Raw genomic sequence first — 24,363 nt, 5'->3', positions numbered from 1 at the left:
AAAATTCTACATTTCCTTTGCCGCTGAGCATTTATAATGATCTACGTAATATGACAAAAACCTAATCTGGAGTTTACTTATGCGTTGGCAAGGGCGTCGGGAAAGTGACAATGTTGAGGATCGTCGCGGGCAGTCTTCAGGTCTGGGTGGCGGCGGTGGCGGTTTCCGCGTGCCTCGCGGCAAGGGCGGTATCGCCATTCTGGTGGTGGTGTTGGTGGCCGGTTATTACGGCATCGATCTTTCACCGCTGTTGAACGGCGGGGACGTTAGCCCGCAAACACAGCAACAGAGCGCCAGCATCAGTCCAAAAGACGATGAGCTGGCCAAATTTACCTCGGTGGTGCTGGCCTCTACCGAAGATAACTGGAAAGAAGTTTTCCAGCGCATGGGTAAAACCTATCAGCCACCCAAATTGGTGATGTATCGCGGCGTAACGCGTACCAGCTGCGGCACCGGTCAGGCGGCGATGGGGCCATTCTATTGTCCGGGCGACAAAACGGTGTATATCGACCTGTCGTTCTATCAGGATATGAAAACCAAACTGGGTGCTGGCGGTGACTTCGCCCAGGCTTATGTGGTGGCGCACGAGGTGGGCCATCATGTGCAGAACCTGTTGGGCATTGAGCCTAAAGTGCGTCAAATGCAGCAGGGTGCCAGCCAGGCAGAAGTGAATCGTCTGTCGGTGAAAATGGAACTGCAGGCGGACTGCTTTGCCGGCGTGTGGGGCAAATATGCCGAGAAGCAGCAAATGTTGGAAGAGGGCGACCTGCAGGCGGCATTGAACGCTGCGCAGGCGATCGGCGACGATCGTTTGCAGCAACAAGGGCAGGGGCGCGTGGTACCGGACAGCTTCACCCACGGGACTTCACAGCAGCGCTACACCTGGTTTAAACAGGGCTTCGACAGCGGTGACCCTAACACCTGCAATACCTTCGCATCCCGTTAACATGCATGCCGGAGCCTGACTCCGGCATTATGTTGTTGACAAAGTGGGGAAAAAGCGTGGTTTTTCCCCACTTTGTGGCTATCAGCCGAAAATCAATAAATTGATTTTCCTGGGTTTTTAGTTTGTGAATACTGACATTCCAGCTTTCCGTTGGGGGTGTCAGCGGTCTGGGCACTTTTTTAGCTCTGGGTCTGGATACTGATGTTACAGGCAATGCAACAACTTATGCAGCAGCAGGGCATCAGACGCCTGCTGGTGCTCAGTGGCGAGCCGCAATGGTGTCGCCAGCAAGCACACCGGCTGGCGACAACCCTGCCGGGTGACTGGCCGTGGGTGGGGGAAAACCCGCCCAGCGGCATGCAGTCGCTGGCCAGTGGTGCGGTACGGACATTGCTGGGGCAGGAACGATTACATGCCGTGTATGACGCGACCGATGGTTTGGATGTTGAAGCGCTGGCCGCGCTGGCCGGTACGCTGCGAGCCGGCAGTTGGTTGTTGCTGTTAACCCCACCCTGGCAGTCCTGGCACCAACAGCCGGATAGCGACAGCCTGCGCTGGAGCGATTGCCCACAGCCAATCACTACCCCAAACTTCATTCATCATCTGCAGCAACACTTGCTGGCGGACAGCGAAGTCACGCTCTGGCGACAGGATGAGCCGCTGACGTTGGCACCTTTGCCGGTCCGCCCGCAGTGGCTGGCGCCAAATGGCCAACCGACTTTCGAGCAGCAAGCGTTGTTGACGCAATTACTCGGCGCCGAGCCAGGCGTTTGGGTGCTGACCGCCGCCCGTGGGCGCGGCAAGTCAACGCTGGCGGGGATGCTGGTGGCCAACACGCCGCTGACCTGCTGGCTCACCGGGCCCAGCCGAGCGGCTACCGAGGTTACTGGTGAATGGGCGCAGGGCCGCGCGCAATTCTGGGCACCGGACGCGCTGCTGGCCCATTGTCGCGAACATGATGTCAGCGACGTGGGCTGGCTGTTGGTGGACGAGGCGGCGGCGATCCCCGGCCCGTTATTACGGCAGTGGGTTAACCATTTCCCCCGCATTCTGCTGACGACCACGGTACAGGGCTATGAAGGCACTGGGCGGGGTTTCTTGCTCAAGTTTTGCGCCGGGCTGCCTGAGTTTCAGCCGCTGGAGTTGCAGCAACCCATGCGTTGGGCGCCGGGTGATGCGCTGGAGCGTGTCATCGATAACGCGCTGCTGTTCAACGAACTCCCGCCGTGGCAGGCAACGGATCGGCCCGTCAGTATCACTGGAGCCGAACAAAGGACGCTGTGTGCCGATCCTCAACGATTAATGCGTTTTTACGCCCTGTTGAGCAGCGCCCATTACCGGACTTCACCGCTCGATTTACGGCGGTTGATGGATGCACCGGGTATGCATTTTGGCCTGGCGCAGGTTGAGGATGAGGTCGTCGGCGCGTTGTGGCTGGTAGAAGAAGGCGGGCTGAGTGCCGAACTGGCGCACGAAGTCTGGGCCGGCAGGCGGCGACCGCGTGGCAATCTGGTGGCCCAATCGCTGGCGGCGCACGGTGGCCAGTGGTGGGCACCGACGCTGCGTTCAAGACGCATTACCCGCATTGCGGTATTACCCGCTATGCGTCAGCAGGGCATCGCCCGCAGGCTGATCGAGCAGCAGCGTCAGCAGGCACAAGGGCTGGATTATCTTTCGGTCAGCTTTGGTTACACCGAGCCGCTGTGGCGCTTTTGGCAGTCCTGTGGCTTTGAGCTGGCGCGCATCGGCAGCAAGATCGAGGCCAGCAGCGGCTGCTACAGCGTCATGGCTATTTTGCCCTTGAGCGAGCAGGGTGAGGCGCTGCGTCATGCGGCACACAAGCATCTGGCGCGTGATTGGCGCTGGTTGCAGCCGCGCATCGATCTGCAACTGGAAATCACCGGTGACGACGGCGACACCCGGCTGGGCGAGGACGACTGGCGTGAACTGGCCGGATTCGCCTTCGCCCATCGGCCGCTGGAGGCCAGCCTGGGGGCGTTACAGCGTTTATTGTTAGCCAGCGCTTTGCCGCTGCCCGCACTGCGCCAGCATCTGCAACAGCAAACGACATCGGCAGGTTGCGTGGAGCTACTTGGCTTCAGCGGCCAGAAAGCCTTGCTGCGTCGCTGGCGACAAGAGACGGGAATGGCGCTTGAACAGCTCGATGCGCAGCATTGCCTGCGCTGGCACGACTGGTCGCAGTCATTGCAATAAATTGAAGATGTTGCTCAATAAAACCCGATTTTCCTGAATTCTCAGCGGCGTATAGTAGCTGGCAGGAACCGGGGCATCTGGCGCCGGGCAGAATTTGATCAACACGAGGAGTCACCGATGAAACATGAGCATTTTGTTGTACAGAGCCCGGCAACCCCGGCTGCGCAGCTGATCCTGCTGTTTCACGGTGTTGGCGATACTCCGGTGGCGATGGGCGAGATTGGCAGCTATTTCGCCAAAGACTTCCCGCAGGCGCAGGTAGTCAGCATTGGTGGCCCTTTTGCCTTCGGTAACGGTGGCGGCCGCCAGTGGTTTTCGGTGCAGAGTGTGACCGAGGAAAACCGTGCCGAGCGCATTGCTGAAGTGATGCCGAAGTTTATCGAAACCGTGCGTTACTGGCAGCAACAAAGCGGCGTGAATGATGCCGGTACCGCGCTGGTCGGTTTTTCTCAGGGCTCAATCATGGCGCTGGAAGCCTTGAAGGTGGAACCCCGGCTGGCTGGCCGCATCGTGGCTTTCAGCGGGCGTTTTGCCGGTTTGCCTGATAAAGCGTTCGGTGACAGCGTGGTGCATTTGATCCACGGCGAACAGGATGCGGTGATTAGGGTGCAACATGCCAGGGCGGCGGCTGAGCGGCTGCAGGCTATCGGCGTCGATTTCACGCTGGACGTGGAAGACGACGTGGGGCACGCCATCAATCAGGGCATGATGAATGATGCCCTGGAACGGTTGCATTACTACGTCCCGCAACGCTACTGGGACGAAGCGATGTTTGGCAAGCGCGGCGATTTGGTGGCCTTTAAATAAACTTCAGGGCGCTTATACCCGTCGCCTTTCAAGTTGCAGCGTTGTTACCTGCACTCGCTCACCCCAGTTACTTACTCGAGTAAGCGCCTGGGGATGAGCGAGCTGGGCGCCTAACTGCAACTTGAAATTCATAGGGTATAATGCGCCCTGATATCATTTTTTCTTCGGCCAGTCGTCGTCGTCGTCCCACTCGGCGTTATTATCGCGGTGCGGAGGCAACTCCGGCTTATCGGCCAGATAGCGTTTGACGTCAACGCGGCGTAGCTCTTTGATCCCGCTGATAATCATCCCGACCAGAATCAGCAGGATAATCCACCAATAATCTGCTAACCATTCCATATTCACTCCTTTCCTTCAGGGCGTATAAAACGCGAAAATAGCGATGGCAAATGCTCTTCAAGCCATTGGGCACCGGCGACGTCCTTATTTTTCCAGGCCGCCAGCAGCAGCTCCGGCGTCAGCAGATGCTCGGCTTCAAGCGCCAGCGGACGGTAGCTCAAATGCCAGGGCTCTACCGCCACGCCGTCTCCCTCTTCGGTGAACGGCCGGTAAAAGCCAAATTCGGCCATATGTTCCGTCATCCACTGATTGAGTGGATAAAAATAGCCGCCTTGTTGGTATTCCCATGGCTCCAGCTGCAGTTTTTGCCCGGTAGGCAAGAGTAAAGGATCGTAGACATCCAGATCGCTGCCCCAGTGATGGCGACTGGCGCCCGGCAAGGCCGACCAGCGCAGGATCGCTTCGCAAAGTTCGCCGGTAGACAGCAGCGTAATGTCGATTGGCTGACTGTCCTTATCTAATACTGGGCGCTTGCCGCAGAATTTTCCATTCCAGATCGCCTGTTGCCGGCCAAAATCACGAAATGTGCTGGCGGGCTGCAGATCAAAACCGGCCTCCAGCGCCGCCTGTTGCATGGCGAGGAATGCAGCCACCGCGGCGGGCTGCAGCCGGTGATTACCGCTCAGCGGTGCCAGATGCTCGGTTGAGCAGCCGGTCAACATTTCCGGTGTGATCATGCGACCAATTGCTCCATGATGCGCTGGTACATACGGCTCAGTAGTTGCAAATCGGCCGCGTGTACGCATTCGTTGACCTTATGGATCGTCGCGTTGACTGGCCCCAGCTCAACCACCTGCGCGCCCATCTGGGCGATAAAGCGGCCGTCGGAGGTGCCCCCGGTGGTCAGCAACTGCGGCGTCAGCTCAGAGTAGTGTTCGACGGCGTTAACCACCGCATCCACCAGCGCGCCGCGCGCGGTCAGGAAGGGTTGGCCCGACAGACGCCATTCGATGCTGTAGTTCAACTGATGGCGCTCAAGCAGTTCCTCTACGCGCTGTTTGATCGTCGCGTCGGTCGATTCGGTACTAAAGCGGAAGTTGAACTGAACGAACATCTCGCCCGGGATCACGTTGTTGCTGCCGGTACCGGCCTGCACGTTAGCAATCTGCATGCTGGTCGGCGGGAAGAATTCATTGCCGCGATCCCACTCGATCGCCACCAGCTCATTGAGGGCCGGCATGGCGCGGTGCACCGGGTTATCCGCCAGATGTGGATAGGCAACGTGGCCCTGAATGCCGTGAATATGCAGGTTGGCGGTGATTGAGCCGCGACGCCCGTTCTTCACCACGTCGCCGACGCGTTCGGTACTGGACGGCTCACCGACCAGGCAATAATCCAGGCGCTCATTGCGCGCCATCAGCGCTTCCACCACTTTCACCGTGCCGTGGGTCGCGCTGGCTTCTTCATCGGAGGTGATCAGAAATGCCAAACGGCCCTGATGATGCGGATTGGCCGCGACGAAACGTTCGGCCGCCACGACCATTGCCGCCAGCGAGCCTTTCATGTCTGCCGCGCCACGGCCATACAGCATGCCGTCGCGGATAGTCGGCTCAAACGGCGGGTTGTCCCAGCGTTTTTCGTCGCCGGTCGGCACGACGTCGGTGTGGCCGGCAAACGCCAGGGTTTGGCCTTCGCCACGCCAGGCCCAGAAATTCAGGGTATCGCCGAAAGGCATCGGCTCAACGGTAAAACCAATGGCCTCCAGACGTTCAATCATCAGTGCCTGACAGCCTTCATCGTGCGGGCTGAGCGACGGGCGCTTGATCAGCTGTTGAGCCAGTTCGATAACCGGGCAAGTCATGCTGCCACCTCGGAAATAAATTGCTGGTAGCCTTCGGCGCTGAAGCCGAGCAGGGCGTGCCCGTTGCCGTCGTCCAGCAGTGGGCGTTTGATGATCGCCGGCTGTGCCAGCATCAGCGCGATGGCCGCATCGGCATTGTTGCAGGCGGTGCGCTGCGCTTCATCCAGCTTGCGCCAGGTGGTACCGCGGGTATTGAGCAGCGGTTCCCAACCGAGACGTTCGACAAAGCCGCGCAGTTGCTGTTCGTCCAGCCCGTCGGCGCGGTAGTCGTGAAATTGATAAGCCACACCCTGTTCTTCCAGCCAGCGGCGTGCTTTTTTGATGGTGTCACAATTTTTGATGCCGTACATGGTCAACGTCATGGAGTAAGAACCTTCTCTGCAACCTGACACCGGCGCGTGGGGCCGGTGGTAAACCGCCGGTGGCGGTGAAATAAATGCCAGCGACCAGCATGCCGAAAAATGGCGGGGAGTTCCACCGTACAATGGTCTGAAAGACCGGGGAAAGCTGAAAAAATCCCGATCGCGTTTATTGCGGTGCTTTTTTGCTAATCTCAATGTGCTACTCAGTTACCCTACATAGAAGAAGACCATGGAAAATTACCGAATTGAAGTTACCGAAAGCGGCATTGACGAAATAGAAGCGCTGATTGCAGAAGGGCTGAATCAATATAACGATGAAGTTACCGGCACCAACGATCGTCGCCCGTTGGCGGTGGTGGTGAGAGACCCGAACAGCGGCGAGGTGCTGGGCGGGATTAGCGGGCGTTCATCGTTGGGCATGCTGTTTGTCGATCTGTTTCATCTGCCAAAATCGCTGCGTGGCTCAGGATTGGGCAGTGAGTTGCTGCGTCGTTTCGAATTGGAAGGGCGGCGCAGGGGCTGCGTTTCCGCGGTGTTGTACACCATCAGCTTTCAGGCACCAAAGTTTTATGAGTTGAACGGCTGGACGCGCTTTGGTGAGGTGCCCTGTCTGCCGGCAGGCACCAGCCGAGTCTTTATGATGAAGACGCTGTAGATGACTGGCCGGAAATTATTCTCCGGCCTGAAGTAATTTATAACTCAGGCTTTTTTCTGATCTTGGGAGCAATGTTCCTTTAAGGTTTTTTCAGCGGACATAACCATTGTGCTGCAGGCGTTCCAAAGCCGCGCTATCGGCATAGACCATGCCGGTGGTCAGCTCACGGAAGTGATACTTTTTGTAGAACTCCAGCTTGTCGGGTACCGAGTAGATAAACACTTTGCCGAGCGGGGCCAGATCCTGCATCACCCGATCCATCAATTGTCGTCCCAATCCCCGCCCCTGAAAATCCGGATGCAGGGCTACGTCGGCCAGATAGGCCACCGAAGTCATGTCGCTAATGGCGTGGGCGGTGGCGATCAGTCGGCCATCCAGGTAGCCCCAGTAGCAAAATTGGCTGTGCTGATAAACGCGCTGCAATACCTGCGGATCGCGCTGGCCCAATCCGGCGGTTTCCAGTAGCCCGGCCAACTGCAGCCAGTCGACGCCGTAGCGGTTCGGGTCAGTCACTATTTCCATATCAGCCTCGCTTAGCCAATCCGATCCAGATCGGCGGCGTATTGACGGATCGCACGCTGGTAACTGCTGATGTCGCTATGCGAGGAAGTTTCCGCCAGCAGTAACAGCAAATCCGCGACCGCCTGTTTGGTTTCACCCAGGTTATACAGCGTCATGGCGCGGAACAGCGTGAGTTCTTTGGCCTGCGGGAACTCGCTCAACCCGTCGTCGAAGGCGGCCAGCGACTGCTGGTACAGGCCGAGCGCCCGGTAGGTACTACCCAGGCCAAGCCAGGCTTCCTGCCGCTGCGTCGCCGGTAAATTGCGCGCCAGTGCCGCGAGGTAGCAGGGAATGGCCTGCTGCTCAAACCCCTGTACGTCGTACAGGCAAGCCAATTGGTAGTGCAGCCCGGCGGCTTCCGGTTGTTGCAGTAACTGTTGTTGCGCCAGTTCGGTCGCTTCCTGATAGCGGCCCAACTCTTTCAATTGTTCGATGGTCAGCGTAGGAGACATCATATGGCCTTGGGTGAGTAAGGTTTTTGTATCTTTTGCACGCTACTACGGAAGAATTCATCGCACAAGGGCTAAGGCATTACAGAGGGAAGGTTGGCCCCGTAGTCTGGGGCCAGTTTACTGCGGATGATCAGAACTCGTGTTTGAGCGTAAGCATGAAGTTACGCGGTTCGCCATAGTTACGGGTACTGTAGAAATTAACCTGCGAGTAGTATTTCTGGTCGAAAACGTTGTTCAGGTTAAGTTGCACCGAGGTTTGCGGCGTTAGCCTGTAGCGTGCCATTGCATCGACCAGGACATAAGATCCTTGCTCGGCTTTGCGCTGCACCATTTCACCGTTATCTGCCCCGCTAACGTTGGCGTAAACCTTGCTCTGCCAGCGTGCACCGCCGCCCAGCGTCAGGTCGCGCAAGGCACCCGTCAGTTGGTAGGTGGTGAACAGGTTGATGCGCGTGCGCGGCTGCTCGGTGTTGAGATCAACCTTATCCTTGTCCTTCAGCGAGAAGTGCGTGATGCCAAACTGCGCGTTCCAGCCCTGGGCCAGCTCACCGTTCAGTTCGAACTCGATGCCCTTGCTGGTGGCACCCTGGCTCTCATGATAGGTCTGCTGCAGCCAGTCCAGATTGGCGGTGTCTTCGTCCAGCACGCCCAGGTTGTCCTGCGTGATGCGGAATGCCGACAGCGACAGGTTGAGCCGGTCATTGAGCAACGCGGCTTTGATACCCACCTCTTTGTTCACCCCTTCGATCGGTGCCAGATAGTGGCCACTGCTGTCGAGCAGGTTCTGATCCTTGAAGATGTCGGTGTAGCTGGCATAGGCAGAGACCTGATCGGTCAGCTTATAAACCGTGCCGACGAACGGCGTGACCTTGTTTGCGGTGGTGGTCGTGGTGTTTTTAAAGCTGTTGAAGCGGGCGCCGAGCACCAGATCCAGACGGTCGGTTAGCGAAAAGTCAGCGCTGCTGTAGAAGCCGATTTGCCGCGTGCGGTAATCCATCTGTGGCATTTTGTCCGACCACTCGGGTTCACCCAGGCCACCGTTCCAGTCCAGTAAGCTACCGCTAAACAATTGTGAGGCGCTGGCACTACGATAGGTGCTGTAACTGTGCTGCCAGGCGGAAGAACTGCCCACCACAAATTTGTGGTTGCGGCCCAGCAGGCTGAAATCACCGTTCAGTTTCAGGTCGACCGCATGCTGATCGCGGTAACCCTCATAACGCCCGGCATAAGGGCTTGAAGGTTTCACCGCCCAGGTATCGGGATCGATCAGCCCACCAAGACTCATCGCCATTTTGGCATCGAAAGCCTGACGGCTATGAGTGTAGTTGGCCACGCCTTTCCAGTCGTTATCGAACTGGTGCTCCAGCGTCGCGAACTGGGTGCTGAGCGTGGTATCCCAGCTCGACCAGTCAGAGGCGCCACTGTAGTGGCGATCCCAATTGATCTCGCTGCCGTCGCTGAACCAACCGGTCGGCAGGGCACCGCCCCAGGTGGAGGCTTTAGGCCGGTTTTGCTGATAATCCGCCCCCAGCCGCAGCAACGTATCGCTGCTCAGATCGGCTTCCAGCGTGCCATAGATAGTGCCTTTACGTTCCTGATGCCTGTCCATAAACGAGTGGCTGCGTTCGCCGGCGGCCGCGACGCGCACCCGGACGGTACCTTCGTCGTTGAGCGGTGTGCCGACATCGACCGTGGTGCGGTAGTGATCCCAGGAACCGGCGGAGAGTTCGACGCGGGCAAAAGGAGAAAGGCTGGAAGCCTTCTTTCTAACCAGGTTGATGGCCGCCCCCGGATTACCGACGCCGTTCAGCAAACCGGCGGCACCCCGGACGATTTCGACATGATCGAGGGTGATCGAGTCAATTTCTGACTCACCGCCGGAATAGCCGGAATCAAAGAAGGTGGGCACGCCGTCGTATTGATAATTATCGACGCTAAAACCGCGGTAATTGAACGAGGAGCGTTCGCTATCGTAGTTACTCTCGCTGACGCCGGTGGACCAGCGCAGAATATCCTTCAGCGAATAAGCGTTGATATCGTCAATTTGCTGGCGGGTGATGACCGAAACCGACTGCGGCGTATCCTTGATGCTCAGCGGCAAGCCGGTCGCGGTGGTCATCTGGCTGGTGGTGTAGGAGCCGGTGTTCTCGGTGCTGCCGTCATCGTTGAACGGCGAAGCGACCACCTCCAGGGCTTCTTCTTTCTGTGGGCGGGGAGCCTGCTCGGCCCCCGTAGCCTGCGCCACCATCACCGGCAGGCACAGCAGTGCGCCACCGGAGAGGCGAATCATAAAACTCGTCATTACCTGCCTCATAGTTCGCCGAGATTAATCTTGAGCAGATAATCCTGCTTTTTCTCCATCTCTTCCTTGGACTGCTTGATGCTGGCAAAGAGGGTATTGCCGTCCGCAGAAAGGGCCAGGCTGTTAGGCAGTGCGGTGGTGAGGATGCTGTTTTTGACCTGGTAGCTGTTGCTGTCCACGATGCTGATGCGTTTGGCCTCGCGGTGCGTGATGTAGATTTCGCTGCGTGCCGGGTTGAACAGCACGGCCAGAGAGTTGATCACCTCAATCTGGTGCAGGATTTTGCCGCTGTTGATATCGACAACCAGCACCTTCGGCAGGTCAGGATCGGTGAGGAAGGCACGGCCGGTTTTGCTGTCCAGGCTGATATTCAAGAAGAAGTGTTTTTTAGTGGGTTCCACCACCAGACGCTTGAGGATTTTGTGGCTGGTGGCGTCCAGGGTAATCAGTTCACCGCCGCCGTTAACGCAGTAGATATGGCCACGTTCGGTGTCCAGAGCAAGACCGGTAGGGTATTCCCCAACGTTGCTGATGGTGGCAATTTTTTCCCGTTTGGCGGTATCGATCACCCACAGTACGCCTTTCTGAGCGGTGCCAGAGACATACAAACGCTGATTTTTCTTATCGAGCACCATTTCACGCGTCGGGACGAATTGGTCTTCTTTCATGCTTTCACTGAGCTGGACGGTAGCGAGTTCTTTACCGCTCTGGGTATCGATCATCGTTACTGAACCGTCAACGGTATTGCCGATGTACAAGACATGGCGTTCTTCATCCAGCGCGGTGGCGAAGGCGCGGCGTTGGGTGATGATTTTCCCATCGGTGGCCAGCGTGGCCGGATTGATGCGGTAGACAATGCCGCTGTTTTTATCTTTGGCGAATGAAGGGGTAGAGGCGGCAAACAGGCTGTTGTTTTGGCCATCAAATGCCAGCTCATACAGGCCGTATCCCACCGGTTTGGTTTGGAAATGGCTTTCTGGCAGCTCAGCCGCCAGCGTTGAGCAAGACAGCAGCAGCATGGCGGAGGTCAGGGTGCTGAAAGAGAAACCTTTGCCTGGGGTGAACAGGGATAATTTCATATACATTCCTTTACATCAGTTTACGATTCAAGGATGCTAATGATATTGATAATTAATATCAATATCATTTAATTAATCATACAGTGATAGTTGTGTTTGTATTTGAAATATAAGTAATTTATTCGTTTACCCTTATAAAATAGGCTTATTAAGCGATCTTGTTTCCCGTTTGTTTAATGAATGTAATGATTTTCATTTCGTTTTAATGCGGGAAAATATCCGCTATATTCGCCGCCAACTGTTAAGAACTGTAAATAAAAATACTATCAACAGGGGTTATCCGGTGATGTGCGCAGTGGGCAGGTATTGACCACTCACTTCTTGTTACGCCGCCGTTTTTGGATGCTTTGCGGGCTACAACACCAATCGGAAACAGGTTTTATTAGGAATAGTTATGATTGATCAACACTTCATGGGAAAACGCAGCCAAATAGCCAGAGCGATGGCGCTGGTATTGATTATTGCCCCTCAGGCTTATGCGCAGGAAGGGGAGGCAGAGCAGAAAAATAACGCCTCGCAGGAAGACCAACTGGTGGTCACCGCTTCCGGATTCAAGCAGAACAAGAAATATGCCCCGGCCAGCATTTCGGTTATCGATCAAAAGACGCTCGAGAAGCAGAACAGCCACGATGTGGCCGAAGCGGTTCAGGATATTTCTGGCGTGTCGGTCAGCAATGGTGCCGGCACTGAGGTTTCCGGCGACGTTATGATCCGCGGTATGGACTCGAGTTACACCTCGTTCATGGTCAACAGCATCAAGCAGAATACCGGCGAATCCCGTCCCTATGGCCAGAATGTCGGCACTGAAGCCGGCTTTTTACCGCCGGTGGCGGCCATCGATCGTATTGAGGTGATCCGTGGCCCGATGTCATCGCTGTACGGCTCGGACTCCATCGGCGGCGTGGTCAACGTCATTACCAAAAAGCCGTTTGGCGTACGAGAATGGATGGGCTCGATCGCTGCAAACAGTTTCCTGCAACAACATCAGGAGTTCGGTAAGACCCAACAGACCAACCTGTTCCTGATGGGCCCACTGGTACCCGATGTTCTGGGACTCAGCCTGTCGGCAGATTATCTCGATCGACGCGAGGACGAAAAACCCAACTCGTTCAGCAAGAACAACAAAAAGTCGATCGACATGACGCTCGGCTTTGCCGCCAATGAGACCAATTTGTTCGATCTGAACCTGGTCAAAGGGGAGAAAAAACGTAGCCGGACGGAGAAAGGTGGCGGTACGCCCTGGGGTTGGGATTTTGATCGTGACGCCCTGAGCCTGACCCACTCGGGTTGGTATGCGGAAGATAGCGTGGCCACCACCAGCTATTTCCAATACGAAAAAGGCGAGTCGACCTTCCACACCAGCACGCTGGCGCCACAGCATATTCAGAGCGAGAATTATGTGCTGAACAGCCAGGCCAAGCTAAGCCTGGGTGAGCACAACCTGACCCTTGGCGCCAACTACAGCCGTGAAACGCTGAATGACGATTTTTATGCTGACAGCAAGCGGGCACCAGGGATTGAGCCCGTCACCAAAATCTCGCGCGATGGCTGGGCGCTGTTCGCCGAAGGACAATGGAATATTGATGATTTTTCACTGACTACCTCGGCGCGTATGGATCGCGATAACTACTTTGGCACCCACATTAGCCCGAAACTCTATGGCAACTGGATCCTCGATTCAGCCTGGGCGCTGAAGGGCGGTGTTTCTTCCGGCTATAAAAAACCGTCGCTGCGGGAAAACTCCGATCAATTCATTACGCCGCGTGGCAGTAACCCGCCTTATCCCTATCTGTCGGTGGGCAACAGCGAGTTGAAACCGGAAACCAGCCTGAACACCGAACTGGGGCTGTACTGGAACAACAATCGCGATCTTTCTTTTGACGCAACGGTGTTTTATACCGACTTCAAGGACAAGATCGCGGAGGTGAATATCTGTGAAGCGAGCGCGAACCACCCCTGCGTGGTTAACGGGTATAGCGCAGAATCCATCGATAAGTATTTCAATATTGGCAAGGCCAACGTCTACGGTCTTGAGCTTAACGCAGACTGGCAGGCCACGGACCTTCTGAGTTTTAGCGCCAACTACACCTTCAACAAAAGCGAACAGAAAAACGGCGTTAATAAGGGTTATGCCCTGAATGACTTCCCGAAACACATGGCCAACTTATCCGCCAAGTGGGCAGCGACATCGGCGCTGGACGTCTGGTCCAAAGTCAATTATCGCAGCCGCAATGAGGAGACCGGCGACCATACCCGCTATGGCGCTTATGCTTTGCTCGATAGCGGGGTAATTTACCACTTCGACAAACACACCCAGGTGATGGCGGGCGTGTACAACATTTTCGATAGTGCGCCAAAGCGCACCACCAGTTGGGGAGAATATCCGCAGTTGGAAGGCCGTCGTTATAACCTCGGCTTACGTGTCGATTTCTAACTTTTGCCGAGCAAATTACCCGGCCGCTTGCCAACTGCGGCCGGGTTAGATCTTTTCTGCCGCTGATTTGATGAGTTAATACCGGAAGGGAATAGTCGGGAATATCCATTGATCAGATAAATACGAAAATGTGCACTATCCCCGGTTTTCGTGGGTGGCATCGTTCCCGAAACTCTTCACTTGCTCAAAAAACAGGCGTAGAATTCGCTTCGTCTATTAATTGAGGTTGTAAATTATTATGGTTGATCGTGAGTTGGGAAACTGGAAAGACTTCATCGAAGAGATGTTAGGCAACTGACACTGCGTTGAGGTTGATAACAAGGTTGGTGTATTTGTTCGTGATTAAAGCACCCTGGGAACGAGACACTCGTTCGAGATAAAGCAGCATCGGTTTCCCGACGCTGCTTTTTTTTGCCTGCTATTGCGCGACGTCTTGCGCTTTGGCGGTGGCTGCCGGCTTGCCTGGGAAGCGGCGGCGTACCAGCACAAAGAACAGCGGTACGAAGTAAATTGCCAGCAGGGTGGCGGAAATCATACCGCCCATCACCCCGGTACCCACCGCATGCTGGCTGCCTGAGCCGGCCCCACTGCTGATGGTCATCGGCAGTACGCCGAAGATAAAGGCCAGCGAGGTCATCAGGATCGGCCGCAGGCGCATGCGTGAGGCTTCCAATGTGGCTGACATTAAATCCTGACCTTTCTGGTTTAGCTCGTTGGCGAATTCGACGATCAAAATGGCGTTTTTCGCCGACAGCCCGATGATGGTCAGCATCCCCACCTGGAAGTAAACGTCATTCTCCAGTCCGCGCAGCCAGGTAGCGGCAACGGCACCAATCAGGCCCAGTGGCACCACCAGCATCACCGAGAACGGGATCGACCAGCTCTCATACAGCGCCGCCAGACACAGGAACACCACCAACAGCGAAATGGCATACAGCGCCGGTGCCTGCGAGCCGGACAGGCGTTCCTGGTAGGACATGGCGGTCCATTCCAGACCGAAGCCGGTCGGTAACTGGCTGACAATCTTTTCCATTTCGGCCATTGCGGTACCACTGCTGACACCCTCTGCCGCTTCGCCCACAATTTCCAGCGCTGAGCTGCCGTTATAGCGTTCCAGACGTGGAGAGCCATATTCCCAGTGGGAGGTGGCAAAGGCGCTGAACGGCACCATGCCACCCGCGCTGTTGCGCACGAACCATTTATCGATGTCGCCAGGCAGCATGCGGAACGGTGCGGCGGCCTGCACATAGACTTTTTTCACCCGACCGCGGTCGACGAAGTCGTTAACGTAGGTGGAGCCCCAGGCGGTCGACAGCGTGTTGTTAATGTCATCAATTGAAACACCCAGCGCCTGGGCTTTGCGTTGGTCAATATCAATTTGCAGCTGCGGGCTGTCATCCAGGCCATTGTGGCGCACGCGGGACAGCAACGGGTTAGCGGCGGCCAGTTGCAGCAGTTGATTGCGTGCCGCCATCAGTTTGTCGTGACCCAGGCCGGCGTGGTCTTCAAGTTCCATATCGAAGCCGGAAGAATTGCCCAGACCGGTAATCGCCGGTGGACTGCTGGCAATCACCCGCGCCTCGATAATCTGGTTAAATTCCTTGGTGGCGCGATCGATGATATCGAATGAGCTGTTGGCACCGGAGGTTCGCAAATCCCAGTCTTTCAAGCGAATAAACATGCGTGCCACGTTCTGCCCGTTCCCGCCGGGGCCGGCGCCAATGGTGGAGAACACTGACAGCACGTCCTGTTTTTCTTTGGTCAGGAAATAGTGTTCAACTTTTTCCACCACTTTGGTGGTCTGCTGCAGGGTTGAACCCGGCGGCAATTGCACCTGGACGGTGAATACGCCACGGTCTTCCTGCGGCAGGAAGGAGGTCGGCAACTTGATAAACAGTAACGCCATGCCGCCGAGCAGTAACAGGTAAATCACTATATAACGCACACTGGAGTGCAGCACCCGCGCCACGCCGCGCTCATAGCGGTCGGCGTTGCGGTTGAACATGCGGTTGAACCAGCCGAAGAAGCCGCGCTTGCCGTGATGGTGGCCTTTGGCAATGGGTTTGAGCAGGGTGGCGCACAGGGCAGGGGTGAGGATCATCGCCACCAGCACCGACAGCACCATGGCAGAAACAATGGTGATCGAGAACTGGCGGTAAATGGCGCCGGTGGTACCGCCGAAGAACGCCATTGGGATAAACACCGCCGACAACACCATGGCGATGCCGACCAGCGCACTCTGGATCTGCCCCATGGATTTGCGAGTGGCATCCCTGGGCGACAGGCCTTCTTCACTCATCACGCGTTCGACGTTTTCCACCACCACGATGGCGTCATCCACCAATAGCCCGATGGCCAGCACCATGGCGAACATGGTCAGGGTGTTGATACTGAATCCGCAGGCCGAAAGAATGGCAAAGGTGCCCATCAACACTACCGGCACGGCGATGGTCGGGATCAGCGTGGCGCGGAAGTTCTGCAGGAACAGGTACATCACCAGGAACACCAGCACAATGGCTTCCAGCAGGGTTTTTACCACGTCTTTGATTGAGGCCTTAACGAACGGGGTGGTTTCATAGGCGACCTTCGCCTCCAGCCCATGCGGGAAATACTGCGACAGCTCGGCGATTTTATCCTTCACCAACTGATCGGTTTGCAACTCATTGGCACCGGAGGCCAGCTTGATGTTCATGCCGGCGGCCTGCATACCGTTATAGCGGCTGAGATAGTCATAGTTTTCGCCACCCAGTTCGATGGTGGCAACATCGCCAAGCGTGACTAATGAACCGTCCTGGTTGACTCGCAGGGTAATTTTTTGGAATTGTTCAGGTGTTTGCAACTGAGACTGTGCATTGATGGTGGCGTTAAGCGCCTGTTTATCGACGGAGGGGGTACCGCCGAGCTGACCGACGGCGACCTGGGCGTTCTGCGATTGGATCGCGCTGACGACGTCCTGGGTGGTGAGCTGGTAACTGTTAAGTTTGTTGGGATCGAGCCAGATGCGCATGGCGTATTGCGAACCGTAAACGTCCATACTGCCCACGCCGTTGATGCGGCTGAGCGGATCCTGCAGATTGGAAACGATGTAATCGGCAATGTCCTGCTTGTCCATGCTGCCGTCGGTGGAAACGAAGGCCACCATCATCAGCGTGGTATCACCGGATTTCGATACCGTTACGCCCTGGGTCTGCACGGCCTGCGGCAGTCGTTTAATCGCCGCCTGCAGTTGGTTTTGTACCTGCTGCATCGCCTCGTTGGGGTCGGTGCCGGCTTCAAAGGTCAGCGTTACCGTGGCTCGCCCGGTGTTGGTGCTCTGCGACGACATATACATCATGTTGTCCAGGCCCGTCATGTTCTGTTCGATAATCTGGGTGACGGTGTTTTCCAGCGTCTGTGCCGAAGCACCTGGATAGGTGGCGCTAATGCGAACGTTCGGCGGCGCCAGATTCGGGTATTGTTCCACCGGTAAGGAAAAAATCGCCAAAGCGCCGGTCAGGCAAAGAATAATTGCCAGGACCCAGGCGAAAATCGGGCGATCAATAAAAAAATTGGCCATGCAGCGCGAACCTCGTTATGACTTGTTCTATCTTTAAGACGCATCGGAATTGCGTTTTCTCAGTGGCTGGGAAGGATTCCGGCACTTATGCACTTTACGCGTGAAGGGGGGGGAAAGCGTGGAGAAAAAAAGGAGATAATGTAAATAACGGTAGAAGAAACCCCTAATTACACCGTCATTACCGTTAACGGCGCGATTAAGACAATTTAATGACAATCAATGGCCTGAGTATTCGGGGTTGTCAAAAAATAATCAGGACTCACTTTAATGCAGGAGCAAGGCATGGAAATTAACCCGGTATTTGCCCGTCGTCTTTATCTGTGCTGGCTGATCAGCCATAGCGAACGGCCAAACGTCCCGCGTCTGATGGAGCTGACCGGCTGGCCGCGCCGGACCCTGCAAGACGTGTTGAAAGCCTTGCCCGGTCTGGGGGTAGAGCTGCAGTTTATTCAGCAGGGCGTACGTAATAACGACGGTTTCTATCAGTTGGAAAACTGGGGACCGATCAACAAGGGCTGGGTTCACCAGCATCATCAGGCGCTGCTTGCCGCCATCGAATAAAGCCTCCCCGGCATGCCGGGGAGAGATTATTGACTCTTGTGCTCCAGGTACATCACCGTTGCCGCCACGCGTGAACGTACATCCAGTTTGCGCAGCATATTGCGAATATGTACTTTCACCGTCTCTTCAGAAATGTGCAACTGGGCCGCTACCTGCTTATTGGAAAGGCCACGCGCCACTTCCTGCAGCACGTCCAGCTCGCGTTCGGTCAGTTCGGCAAAGGGGTCGTGTTGTTCACTACGGGATGACAGGTAGTCCGCCACCGCGTCGCTGATCACGTTCTTTCCTTCCGCCGCCGCGCGAATGTGTTCCAGCAACTGTTCCGGTTCGCTGTCTTTCAGCAGGTAGCCGTCGGCACCGGCGTCGATCAACGCGTACACGTCGCTGCGTGAGTCTGACACCGTCAGCACGATAATACGGGCATCCACACCTTCATTACGCAGCGCTTTCAGCGTGTCCAGGCCGGACAAACCCTTCATATTCAGATCGAGCAGGATCACGTCCGGCGTGTGTTGCAGCGCGAGCGTAATGGCTTCGTTGCCGTTGCTGGCTTCGGCCAGCACGCTAAACAGCGGATCCAGCCCCAGCAGTTGTTTGATGCCGCGGCGCATCAGCGGGTGGTCGTCGACGATCATCACTCGGTAATTCTTCATCACCATGAAATATGCTCCCTGTAGCGAGTAAAGCCACTCAAACGCGCCGTGCAGCACGCTTCACAGTGGGACAGACTCTTATAAAATAGTGGCGATTGGCGCCACGAACATCCTGAAATAGACCGTTAGACTCAGCTAAACCGTAACGAAGAGTGAACAGTCCTGATTTTATGGCGGGAATGTCAGGCGGACTTCCGTGCCGTCCGGCTCACCCCGCTGGATGCGCAGCGTTCCTCCCAGTCGCGCAGCGCGCTCGCTCATGATGGTCAGACCATAATGACCTTCAGGTTCATTCAGGCTGGCGATGCCGCAACCGTCGTCAGCGATGCTGATGCTGTTATCACCCTCGGCCGTCATTTCGCAGCGAATGACGATTTCCTGTGCCTGGGCATGTTTGATGGCGTTAAGCACCGCTTCGCGCACAATCTGTAGCGCATGCACCTGCTGCTGGGCATTGAGCGCCTGGGAAGAAAGCCGACAGTGTAACTGAATCCGTGCGTCAGTAAGAACCTTTAATGGCGCCAGCAACTGGTGCAGCGCGGTGTTCAAATCGGCCTCCTGAATGTTCAGGCGGAAGGTGGTCAGCAGTTCGCGCAGTTGGCGATAGGCGTCGGCCAGCGCCTGGTCAAAATCGCTAATAATCTCTTGGGCTTCAGGGGTGCTGTCCGCCAGCGTGCGCCTGAGCAGGGTTAACTGAATACGCAAGAACGACAGCGCCTGTGCCAGAGAATCGTGCAGCTCGCGGGCGATGGTGGCACGTTCTTCCATCAGCAAGAATTGCATATGCTGTTTCTGCGCGCGGTTAAAATAAACCCCACGACTCAGCATATTGGCCACGCTCTGCATCAGGTGCGGATGTGGTGGCTGTTCCTTATGCTGCCAACTCAGTTCACCCAGCGGTTTGTCGCCCTGGATAATGGTCAGCGATTGCCAGGCCAGCGTCGGCGAAGGGCGGCCGCTGCGCAATTGCCATTCGCTGAGGCTGTCCGCCACGTTTAGCCGGATGCAGTGCAAATCTTCACTTTGGCGCACGATGTGCAGGATCTTCTCAAATGCCTGCTGGTCTATCTGCCGCACGTTAAGTGCTTGCGAGCAGTTGTACAGCACCTCCAGCGTCTTGTTCGCCTGTTGCAGACGCTGGGTTTTCTCCTGCACTTTCTGCTCCAGCGACTCATACAACTTGGCCAGGTCGCCCGACATGGCGGTAAAGGCCTGCGACAAAACGCCCAGCTCATTCGGCAGGGCGGTATCCAGCGGTGGGTGGTTAAAGTCCCGCTGTTGCACGCGCTGGCTGGCATCCACCAGATGCTTCAGCGGTGCCACCACCTGACGGCGCATAAAACGGATGCAAAACAGCACCAGGCCGATGATGGCGATAAAGCCCAGCACGCTGATGGCCGCCACAATAGTCAGTTTCAGCTCGGAATAACGCTGTAGCGCCAACACGAAATGGTCAATCTGGTTAACGTAGCCGGCGATATTGGCCTGATAGTCGGCCGACTGGCCGGCCTGGATCTGCTGCGCCAAGGGTTGCCAGGCATGCTGCAAAGACAGGTACTTTTCCCGCACTTCCGCAGGCACGTAAAAACGATCCAACTTCTGCAACGCCGGGGCCTGCAAGGATTGCCGATATTGTAATAGATGCTGTTCCAGCTCCGGAGCCGGGCCAGTGAGATCGTAGGCCAGCCGGTAGCTCTGCATGCGCAGCGAACCGGCAATGTTGACCGCTTCGGCGTCACGCAGGCTGTCAGCCACGGTGGTTAGCGCCAGCCCGGTAGAGAGCACGGACAAAATCACAATGCAAAACAGCGCCTTGGCCAGGCTGCTGGTCACTGAACGTTTAACAAGCAATCATGCATCCTTTTCTCGCGGGCGATGAGCATCACCGGGTTTCATTCGAAAGCAAAATTATAAGTTTTGCAACTAAAATGCGTAGCGTTTTGCATGAAATTGGCTGCCATCGTCACAAAAGGTGGCCGCTGTATAATCAACTAGATAGCGAGTAAGTGGAAATCGCAGGGCTAAAATTCCGCCCCCCATCGGTAATTGATTGATCTGGCGCAAACTACTCCTGCATTTACCCCTTTAGGGGGATTATATACCCCCCGAACTGATATTATCTTACCCCCGTGTTTATCAAGGTTTATGCCTGCCGTTTTTAATGTCTTTAACGACAACTGGAAACTCCTTGGTAACGACTACAATAACAATACAAAAACAGGTTCTATACCCTATACCCTATAGCTTTCAAGCTGCAGCTAGGCGGCCAGCTCGCTCATCCCCAGGCGCTTACTTTAGTAAGTAACTGGGGTGAGCGAGTGCAGGTAACAACGCTGCAGCTTGAAAGATGACGGGTATATTTACGCGCGATGGCGTGTTTGCAATGTCGAGGATAACAGCATGACCGTATTGTCACGGCGTAACCTGCTCGGTGGACAATGGCGTCAGCCAGCCGCAGCGATCCGCCCCCCGTGGTCGCTGCGAGAATCCCTTTTTATTACCGGTTGCACTCGCTGCCAGGCCTGCGTTCGCGCCTGCGAAACCGGGGTGCTGATTAGCGGCAGCGGCGGTTTTCCCGAAATTGATTTTCAACGAGCAGAATGTACCTTCTGCGGACGCTGCGTGCAGGCCTGCGAAGAACCGCTATTTCGCCCGTTGGCAGAAACACCCTGGCAACAACATGCGGTATTCGGTAGCGGTTGTCTGGCGCAGCGGGGTGTGGAATGCCGCAGTTGTCAGGATAGCTGTGAGACCCAGGCGATCCGCTTTCGGCCCCGTCTGGGCGAAATGGCTCAACCCGTGCTGGAGATCGCGGCCTGCACTGGCTGTGGCGCCTGTGTCGCCGGTTGTCCGGCCGATGCCGTTACCCTAACCCAGAGCGAAAATAATGATGAATAACGAATGGCACGTCAGCGGGCTGGTGGTGCAGGCACGGCCGGAAAAAATTCCAAGGCTGGTCGCTGACTTGCTGGCGATCGCAGACACGGAAATTCCGGCCCAGGACCAGCAGCACGGCAAGCTGGTGGTGGTGATGCAGGCAGCTTGTTCCCATCAGCTGCTGGAAAAAATTGAGTCGGTACGCAATTTGGATGGCGTGCTGGCGGTATCGCTGGTTTATCACCAGCAGGACACTCAAGGTGAGGTAACGCCATGAAACTCAGTCGTCGAGACTTCATGAAAGCAAACGCCGCGGTCGCCGCTGCGGCAGCCGCCGGGCTGACTATTCCTACGGTGGTGCAGGCGGCGGCAGGCAGCGCCGACTCTATAAAATGGGACAAAGCGCCCTGTCGTTTCTGCGGCACCGGTTGTGGCGTGCTGGTCGGTACCCAGAACGGCCGCATTGTGGCCTCACAGGGCGATCCGGAAGCGGCGGTCAACCGTGGGTTGAGCTGCATCAAAGGCTATTTCCTGCCAAAGATCATGTACGGTAAAGATCGTCTGACTCAGCCACTGCTGCGCATGAAGGACGGTCAGTACCACAAGGAAGGCGAGTTCACGCCGGTCAGTTGGCAGCAGGCTTTCGACATTATGGCCGAAAAGTTCAAGCAGGCCCTGAAAGAGAAAGGCCCAGAGGCCGTTGGCATGTTCGGTTCTGGTCAGTGGACGGTGTGGGAAGGCTATGCCGCCGCCAAATTGCTCAAAGCCGGCCTGCGCTCCAATAACCTGGATCCTAATGCCCGTCACTGTATGGCGTCAGCGGTAGTGGGCTTTATGCGCACCTTCGGCATGGACGAGCCGATGGGCTGCTATGACGATATCGAGCAGGCCGATGCCTTTGTGCTGTGGGGCTCCAACATGGCGGAGATGCACCCGATCCTGTGGTCGCGCATCACTGACCGCCGCCTGAGCAATGAGAAGGTCAACGTATCGGTCCTGTCGACTTTTGAGCATCGCAGCTTCGAACTGGCGGACAACGGCATGGTGTTCACGCCGCAGACCGATCTGGCGATCATGAACTACATCGCCAATTACATCATTCAAAACAACGCGGTAGATCAGGACTTCCTTAATCGGCACGTCAACTTCCGCCGTGGCGCGACGGATATCGGCTATGGCCTGCGCCCAACCGACCCATTGGAAAAAGCGGCGAAAAACCCCGGTAGCGACGCTTCGGATCCGATGAGCTTCGAAGAATACAAAGCCTTTGTCGCGGACTACACGCTGGAAAAAACGGCCAAAATGAGCGGCGTGCCGGAAGACCAACTGGAAGCGCTGGCAAAACTGTATGCCGATCCGAACATCAAGGTGGTGTCGTACTGGACCATGGGCTTTAACCAGCATACGCGCGGCGTATGGGCCAACAACCTGTGCTACAACCTGCATCTGTTGACCGGCAAAATCTCCAAACCGGGCTGTGGGCCGTTCTCACTGACCGGCCAGCCTTCCGCCTGCGGCACCGCCCGTGAAGTGGGCACCTTTGCCCACCGTTTGCCGGCCGACATGGTGGTCACCAACGAAAAACATCGGCAGACCGCCGAGCAGAAGTGGCAACTGCCGGCCGGTACCATTCCAGCCAAAGTTGGGTTGCATGCGGTAGCGCAGGATCGCGCGCTGAAAGACGGCACGCTGAACGCTTACTGGGTGATGTGTAACAACAACATGCAGGCCGGGCCGAACATCAATGAAGACCGGATGCCGGGCTGGCGCGATGCGCGCAATTTTGTGGTGGTGTCGGATCCTTACCCGACCGTCAGCGCCCTGGCAGCCGATCTGATCCTGCCGACCGCCATGTGGGTGGAAAAAGAGGGGGCCTACGGTAATGCGGAGCGCCGTACTCAGTTCTGGCGCCAGCAGGTGAAAGCGCCGGGCGAGGCCAAATCCGATCTGTGGCAGCTGGTGGAGTTCTCCAAACGCTTTACGGTGGAAGAAGTGTGGCCGGCCGAACTGTTGGCACAGAAACCGGAATATCGCGGTAAAACGCTGTACGACGTGCTGTTTGCCAACGGTGAGGTCAATAAATACCCGCTGACGGAGATCCCGGCGGATCAGCTTAACGATGAAGCTCGCGACTTCGGCTTCTATCTGCAAAAAGGGCTGTTTGAAGAATATGCCGGTTTTGGTCGCGGTCATGGGCACGATCTGGCGCCGTTCGATAGCTATCATCAGGCTCGCGGTCTGCGCTGGCCGGTGGTGGAGGGTAAAGAGACGTTGTGGCGCTACCGCGAAGGGACTGACCCCTACGTTAAAGCCGGAGAAGAAGTGCGTTTCTACGGCAAGCCGGACGGCAAGGCGGTGATCTTCGCGCTGCCATTCGAACCGGCGGCGGAAAGCCCGGATAAAGAATATGACCTTTGGTTATCCACCGGTCGGGTGCTGGAACATTGGCATACCGGTTCGATGACGCGCCGGGTACCCGAGCTGCACCGTGCCTTCCCGCAGGCGGTGGTGTTTATCCATCCGCTGGACGCCAAAAGCCGCAACCTGCGCCGTGGCGAGAAGGTCAGGGTGCTGTCGCGCCGTGGCGAATTGATCAGCACGGTCGAAACTCGCGGCCGCAACCGTCCGCCAAGGGGGCTGGTGTATATGCCGTTCTTTGATGCGGCGCAGCTGGTCAATAACCTGACGCTGGACGCTACCGATCCGCTTTCCAAAGAGGTCGATTTCAAGAAATGCGCGGTGAAGTTGGAGAAGGTGTGAGGCT

General features: G+C 56.4%; 21 protein-coding genes. 10 read left to right on the top strand and 11 right to left on the bottom strand.

Annotation, left to right across the window (positions count from 1 at the left end):
* Positions 1-79 precede the first annotated feature (79 nt).
* The 3 genes from ypfJ to ypfH all read left to right on the top strand — a co-directional run bounded on the left by ypfJ (position 80) and on the right by ypfH (position 3,967).
* Positions 80-946, top strand: coding sequence for a KPN_02809 family neutral zinc metallopeptidase (gene ypfJ / locus ACSOSI_RS18790; RefSeq protein WP_012146218.1), 867 nt, complete (start codon positions 80-82; stop codon positions 944-946).
* A 201-nt stretch (positions 947-1,147) separates the two neighbouring features.
* Complete coding sequence (locus ACSOSI_RS18785; protein WP_476705938.1) at positions 1,148-3,160, top strand: tRNA(Met) cytidine acetyltransferase TmcA; 2,013 nt, start codon at positions 1,148-1,150, stop codon at positions 3,158-3,160.
* 117 nt (positions 3,161-3,277) lie between these two features.
* Entirely contained in the window at positions 3,278-3,967 is a 690-nt protein-coding gene (gene ypfH, locus ACSOSI_RS18780; RefSeq protein ID WP_476705937.1) for an esterase, read from the top strand.
* A 153-nt stretch (positions 3,968-4,120) separates the two neighbouring features.
* Here the strand turns inward: ypfH and ACSOSI_RS18775 are convergent, their stop codons facing one another.
* Genes ACSOSI_RS18775 through ACSOSI_RS18760 form a run of 4 tightly spaced genes read right to left on the bottom strand, consistent with a single transcriptional unit; the run spans position 4,121 to position 6,469 of the window.
* Positions 4,121-4,306, bottom strand: coding sequence for a YpfN family protein (locus ACSOSI_RS18775; protein WP_012146215.1), 186 nt, complete (start codon positions 4,304-4,306; stop codon positions 4,121-4,123).
* 2 nt (positions 4,307-4,308) lie between these two features.
* Positions 4,309-4,983: a M15 family metallopeptidase gene (locus ACSOSI_RS18770; protein WP_476705936.1), complete on the bottom strand. Its 675-nt coding sequence runs from the start codon at positions 4,981-4,983 to the stop codon at positions 4,309-4,311.
* Positions 4,980-6,107 (bottom strand): succinyl-diaminopimelate desuccinylase, encoded by a 1,128-nt coding sequence (gene dapE, locus ACSOSI_RS18765; RefSeq protein WP_012146213.1) that lies wholly within the window; start codon positions 6,105-6,107, stop codon positions 4,980-4,982. The genes ACSOSI_RS18770 and dapE overlap by 4 nt, the downstream gene beginning before the upstream one ends.
* Positions 6,104-6,469 carry an ArsC family reductase gene (locus ACSOSI_RS18760; RefSeq protein WP_017893617.1) on the bottom strand — a complete coding sequence of 122 codons (366 nt, stop codon included), beginning with the start codon at positions 6,467-6,469 and terminating at the stop codon, positions 6,104-6,106. The genes dapE and ACSOSI_RS18760 overlap by 4 nt, the downstream gene beginning before the upstream one ends.
* 229 nt (positions 6,470-6,698) lie before the next feature.
* Here ACSOSI_RS18760 and ACSOSI_RS18755 point away from each other — a divergent pair, with 229 nt between their 5' ends.
* On the top strand, positions 6,699-7,124 hold the full coding sequence (locus tag ACSOSI_RS18755; protein ID WP_012146211.1) for a GNAT family N-acetyltransferase: 426 nt from the start codon (positions 6,699-6,701) through the stop codon (positions 7,122-7,124).
* A gap of 90 nt (positions 7,125-7,214) precedes the next feature.
* Here ACSOSI_RS18755 and ACSOSI_RS18750 read toward each other — a convergent pair whose 3' ends face one another.
* The 4 genes from ACSOSI_RS18750 to yncE all read right to left on the bottom strand — a co-directional run bounded on the left by ACSOSI_RS18750 (position 7,215) and on the right by yncE (position 11,518).
* The gene (locus tag ACSOSI_RS18750) at positions 7,215-7,646 is read right to left on the bottom strand and encodes a GNAT family N-acetyltransferase (RefSeq protein WP_112362999.1); all 432 of its coding nucleotides are present in this window, start codon (positions 7,644-7,646) and stop codon (positions 7,215-7,217) included.
* A gap of 11 nt (positions 7,647-7,657) precedes the next feature.
* The gene (locus ACSOSI_RS18745) at positions 7,658-8,137 is read right to left on the bottom strand and encodes a tetratricopeptide repeat protein (protein ID WP_017893615.1); all 480 of its coding nucleotides are present in this window, start codon (positions 8,135-8,137) and stop codon (positions 7,658-7,660) included.
* Positions 8,138-8,267: 130 nt separating this feature from the next.
* Complete coding sequence (locus tag ACSOSI_RS18740) at positions 8,268-10,439, bottom strand: TonB-dependent siderophore receptor (RefSeq protein ID WP_476705935.1); 2,172 nt, start codon at positions 10,437-10,439, stop codon at positions 8,268-8,270.
* 8 nt (positions 10,440-10,447) lie between these two features.
* Complete coding sequence (yncE, locus tag ACSOSI_RS18735; RefSeq protein WP_476705934.1) at positions 10,448-11,518, bottom strand: 7-bladed beta-propeller protein YncE; 1,071 nt, start codon at positions 11,516-11,518, stop codon at positions 10,448-10,450.
* A gap of 394 nt (positions 11,519-11,912) precedes the next feature.
* Between yncE and ACSOSI_RS18730 the strand changes: the two genes are divergently transcribed.
* The gene (locus ACSOSI_RS18730; protein WP_476705933.1) at positions 11,913-13,952 is read left to right on the top strand and encodes a TonB-dependent receptor domain-containing protein; all 2,040 of its coding nucleotides are present in this window, start codon (positions 11,913-11,915) and stop codon (positions 13,950-13,952) included.
* A gap of 238 nt (positions 13,953-14,190) precedes the next feature.
* Entirely contained in the window at positions 14,191-14,250 is a 60-nt protein-coding gene (gene ypfM / locus ACSOSI_RS18725; RefSeq protein WP_112349006.1) for a protein YpfM, read from the top strand.
* Positions 14,251-14,370: 120 nt separating this feature from the next.
* Here the strand turns inward: ypfM and acrD are convergent, their stop codons facing one another.
* Positions 14,371-17,508 carry a multidrug efflux RND transporter permease AcrD gene (gene acrD, locus ACSOSI_RS18720; protein WP_017893611.1) on the bottom strand — a complete coding sequence of 1,046 codons (3,138 nt, stop codon included), beginning with the start codon at positions 17,506-17,508 and terminating at the stop codon, positions 14,371-14,373.
* A gap of 282 nt (positions 17,509-17,790) precedes the next feature.
* Between acrD and ACSOSI_RS18715 the strand changes: the two genes are divergently transcribed.
* Entirely contained in the window at positions 17,791-18,069 is a 279-nt protein-coding gene (locus ACSOSI_RS18715) for a winged helix-turn-helix domain-containing protein (RefSeq protein WP_115184066.1), read from the top strand.
* A 26-nt stretch (positions 18,070-18,095) separates the two neighbouring features.
* On the opposite strand, the gene narL is transcribed toward ACSOSI_RS18715, so the two are convergent.
* Positions 18,096-18,728 carry a two-component system response regulator NarL gene (gene narL, locus ACSOSI_RS18710; protein WP_012146202.1) on the bottom strand — a complete coding sequence of 211 codons (633 nt, stop codon included), beginning with the start codon at positions 18,726-18,728 and terminating at the stop codon, positions 18,096-18,098.
* A gap of 162 nt (positions 18,729-18,890) precedes the next feature.
* Positions 18,891-20,573: a nitrate/nitrite two-component system sensor histidine kinase NarQ gene (gene narQ, locus ACSOSI_RS18705; protein ID WP_012146201.1), complete on the bottom strand. Its 1,683-nt coding sequence runs from the start codon at positions 20,571-20,573 to the stop codon at positions 18,891-18,893.
* Positions 20,574-21,122: 549 nt separating this feature from the next.
* Between narQ and napF the strand changes: the two genes are divergently transcribed.
* Genes napF through napA form a run of 3 tightly spaced genes read left to right on the top strand, consistent with a single transcriptional unit; the run spans position 21,123 to position 24,359 of the window.
* Positions 21,123-21,620, top strand: coding sequence for a ferredoxin-type protein NapF (gene napF, locus ACSOSI_RS18700; RefSeq protein ID WP_476705932.1), 498 nt, complete (start codon positions 21,123-21,125; stop codon positions 21,618-21,620).
* Positions 21,610-21,876, top strand: coding sequence for a chaperone NapD (gene napD, locus ACSOSI_RS18695; RefSeq protein WP_012146199.1), 267 nt, complete (start codon positions 21,610-21,612; stop codon positions 21,874-21,876). Before napF ends, napD begins: the two co-directional genes overlap by 11 nt.
* Positions 21,873-24,359: a nitrate reductase catalytic subunit NapA gene (gene napA / locus ACSOSI_RS18690; RefSeq protein WP_261097760.1), complete on the top strand. Its 2,487-nt coding sequence runs from the start codon at positions 21,873-21,875 to the stop codon at positions 24,357-24,359. Before napD ends, napA begins: the two co-directional genes overlap by 4 nt.
* The last annotated feature ends 4 nt before the right edge of the window (positions 24,360-24,363 follow it).

The sequence above is a fragment of the Serratia sp. AR11 genome (genome assembly GCF_056376275.1).
This window is presented reverse-complemented; position numbering and strand designations above follow the sequence as displayed.

Bases quoted from the DNA above. Each gene is read 5' to 3' on its own strand.
- ypfJ (WP_012146218.1), top strand. From the start codon at position 80: ATGCGTTGGCAAGGGCGTCGGGAAAGTGACAATGTTGAGGATCGTCGC.
- ACSOSI_RS18785 (WP_476705938.1), top strand. From the start codon at position 1,148: ATGTTACAGGCAATGCAACAACTTATGCAGCAGCAGGGCATCAGACGC.
- ypfH (WP_476705937.1), top strand. From the start codon at position 3,278: ATGAAACATGAGCATTTTGTTGTACAGAGCCCGGCAACCCCGGCTGCG.
- ACSOSI_RS18775 (WP_012146215.1), bottom strand. From the start codon at position 4,306: ATGGAATGGTTAGCAGATTATTGGTGGATTATCCTGCTGATTCTGGTC.
- ACSOSI_RS18770 (WP_476705936.1), bottom strand. From the start codon at position 4,983: ATGATCACACCGGAAATGTTGACCGGCTGCTCAACCGAGCATCTGGCA.
- dapE (WP_012146213.1), bottom strand. From the start codon at position 6,107: ATGACTTGCCCGGTTATCGAACTGGCTCAACAGCTGATCAAGCGCCCG.
- ACSOSI_RS18760 (WP_017893617.1), bottom strand. From the start codon at position 6,469: ATGACGTTGACCATGTACGGCATCAAAAATTGTGACACCATCAAAAAA.
- ACSOSI_RS18755 (WP_012146211.1), top strand. From the start codon at position 6,699: ATGGAAAATTACCGAATTGAAGTTACCGAAAGCGGCATTGACGAAATA.
- ACSOSI_RS18750 (WP_112362999.1), bottom strand. From the start codon at position 7,646: ATGGAAATAGTGACTGACCCGAACCGCTACGGCGTCGACTGGCTGCAG.
- ACSOSI_RS18745 (WP_017893615.1), bottom strand. From the start codon at position 8,137: ATGTCTCCTACGCTGACCATCGAACAATTGAAAGAGTTGGGCCGCTAT.
- ACSOSI_RS18740 (WP_476705935.1), bottom strand. From the start codon at position 10,439: ATGACGAGTTTTATGATTCGCCTCTCCGGTGGCGCACTGCTGTGCCTG.
- yncE (WP_476705934.1), bottom strand. From the start codon at position 11,518: ATGAAATTATCCCTGTTCACCCCAGGCAAAGGTTTCTCTTTCAGCACC.
- ACSOSI_RS18730 (WP_476705933.1), top strand. From the start codon at position 11,913: ATGATTGATCAACACTTCATGGGAAAACGCAGCCAAATAGCCAGAGCG.
- acrD (WP_017893611.1), bottom strand. From the start codon at position 17,508: ATGGCCAATTTTTTTATTGATCGCCCGATTTTCGCCTGGGTCCTGGCA.
- ACSOSI_RS18715 (WP_115184066.1), top strand. From the start codon at position 17,791: ATGGAAATTAACCCGGTATTTGCCCGTCGTCTTTATCTGTGCTGGCTG.
- narL (WP_012146202.1), bottom strand. From the start codon at position 18,728: ATGGTGATGAAGAATTACCGAGTGATGATCGTCGACGACCACCCGCTG.
- napF (WP_476705932.1), top strand. From the start codon at position 21,123: ATGACCGTATTGTCACGGCGTAACCTGCTCGGTGGACAATGGCGTCAG.
- napD (WP_012146199.1), top strand. From the start codon at position 21,610: ATGATGAATAACGAATGGCACGTCAGCGGGCTGGTGGTGCAGGCACGG.
- napA (WP_261097760.1), top strand. From the start codon at position 21,873: ATGAAACTCAGTCGTCGAGACTTCATGAAAGCAAACGCCGCGGTCGCC.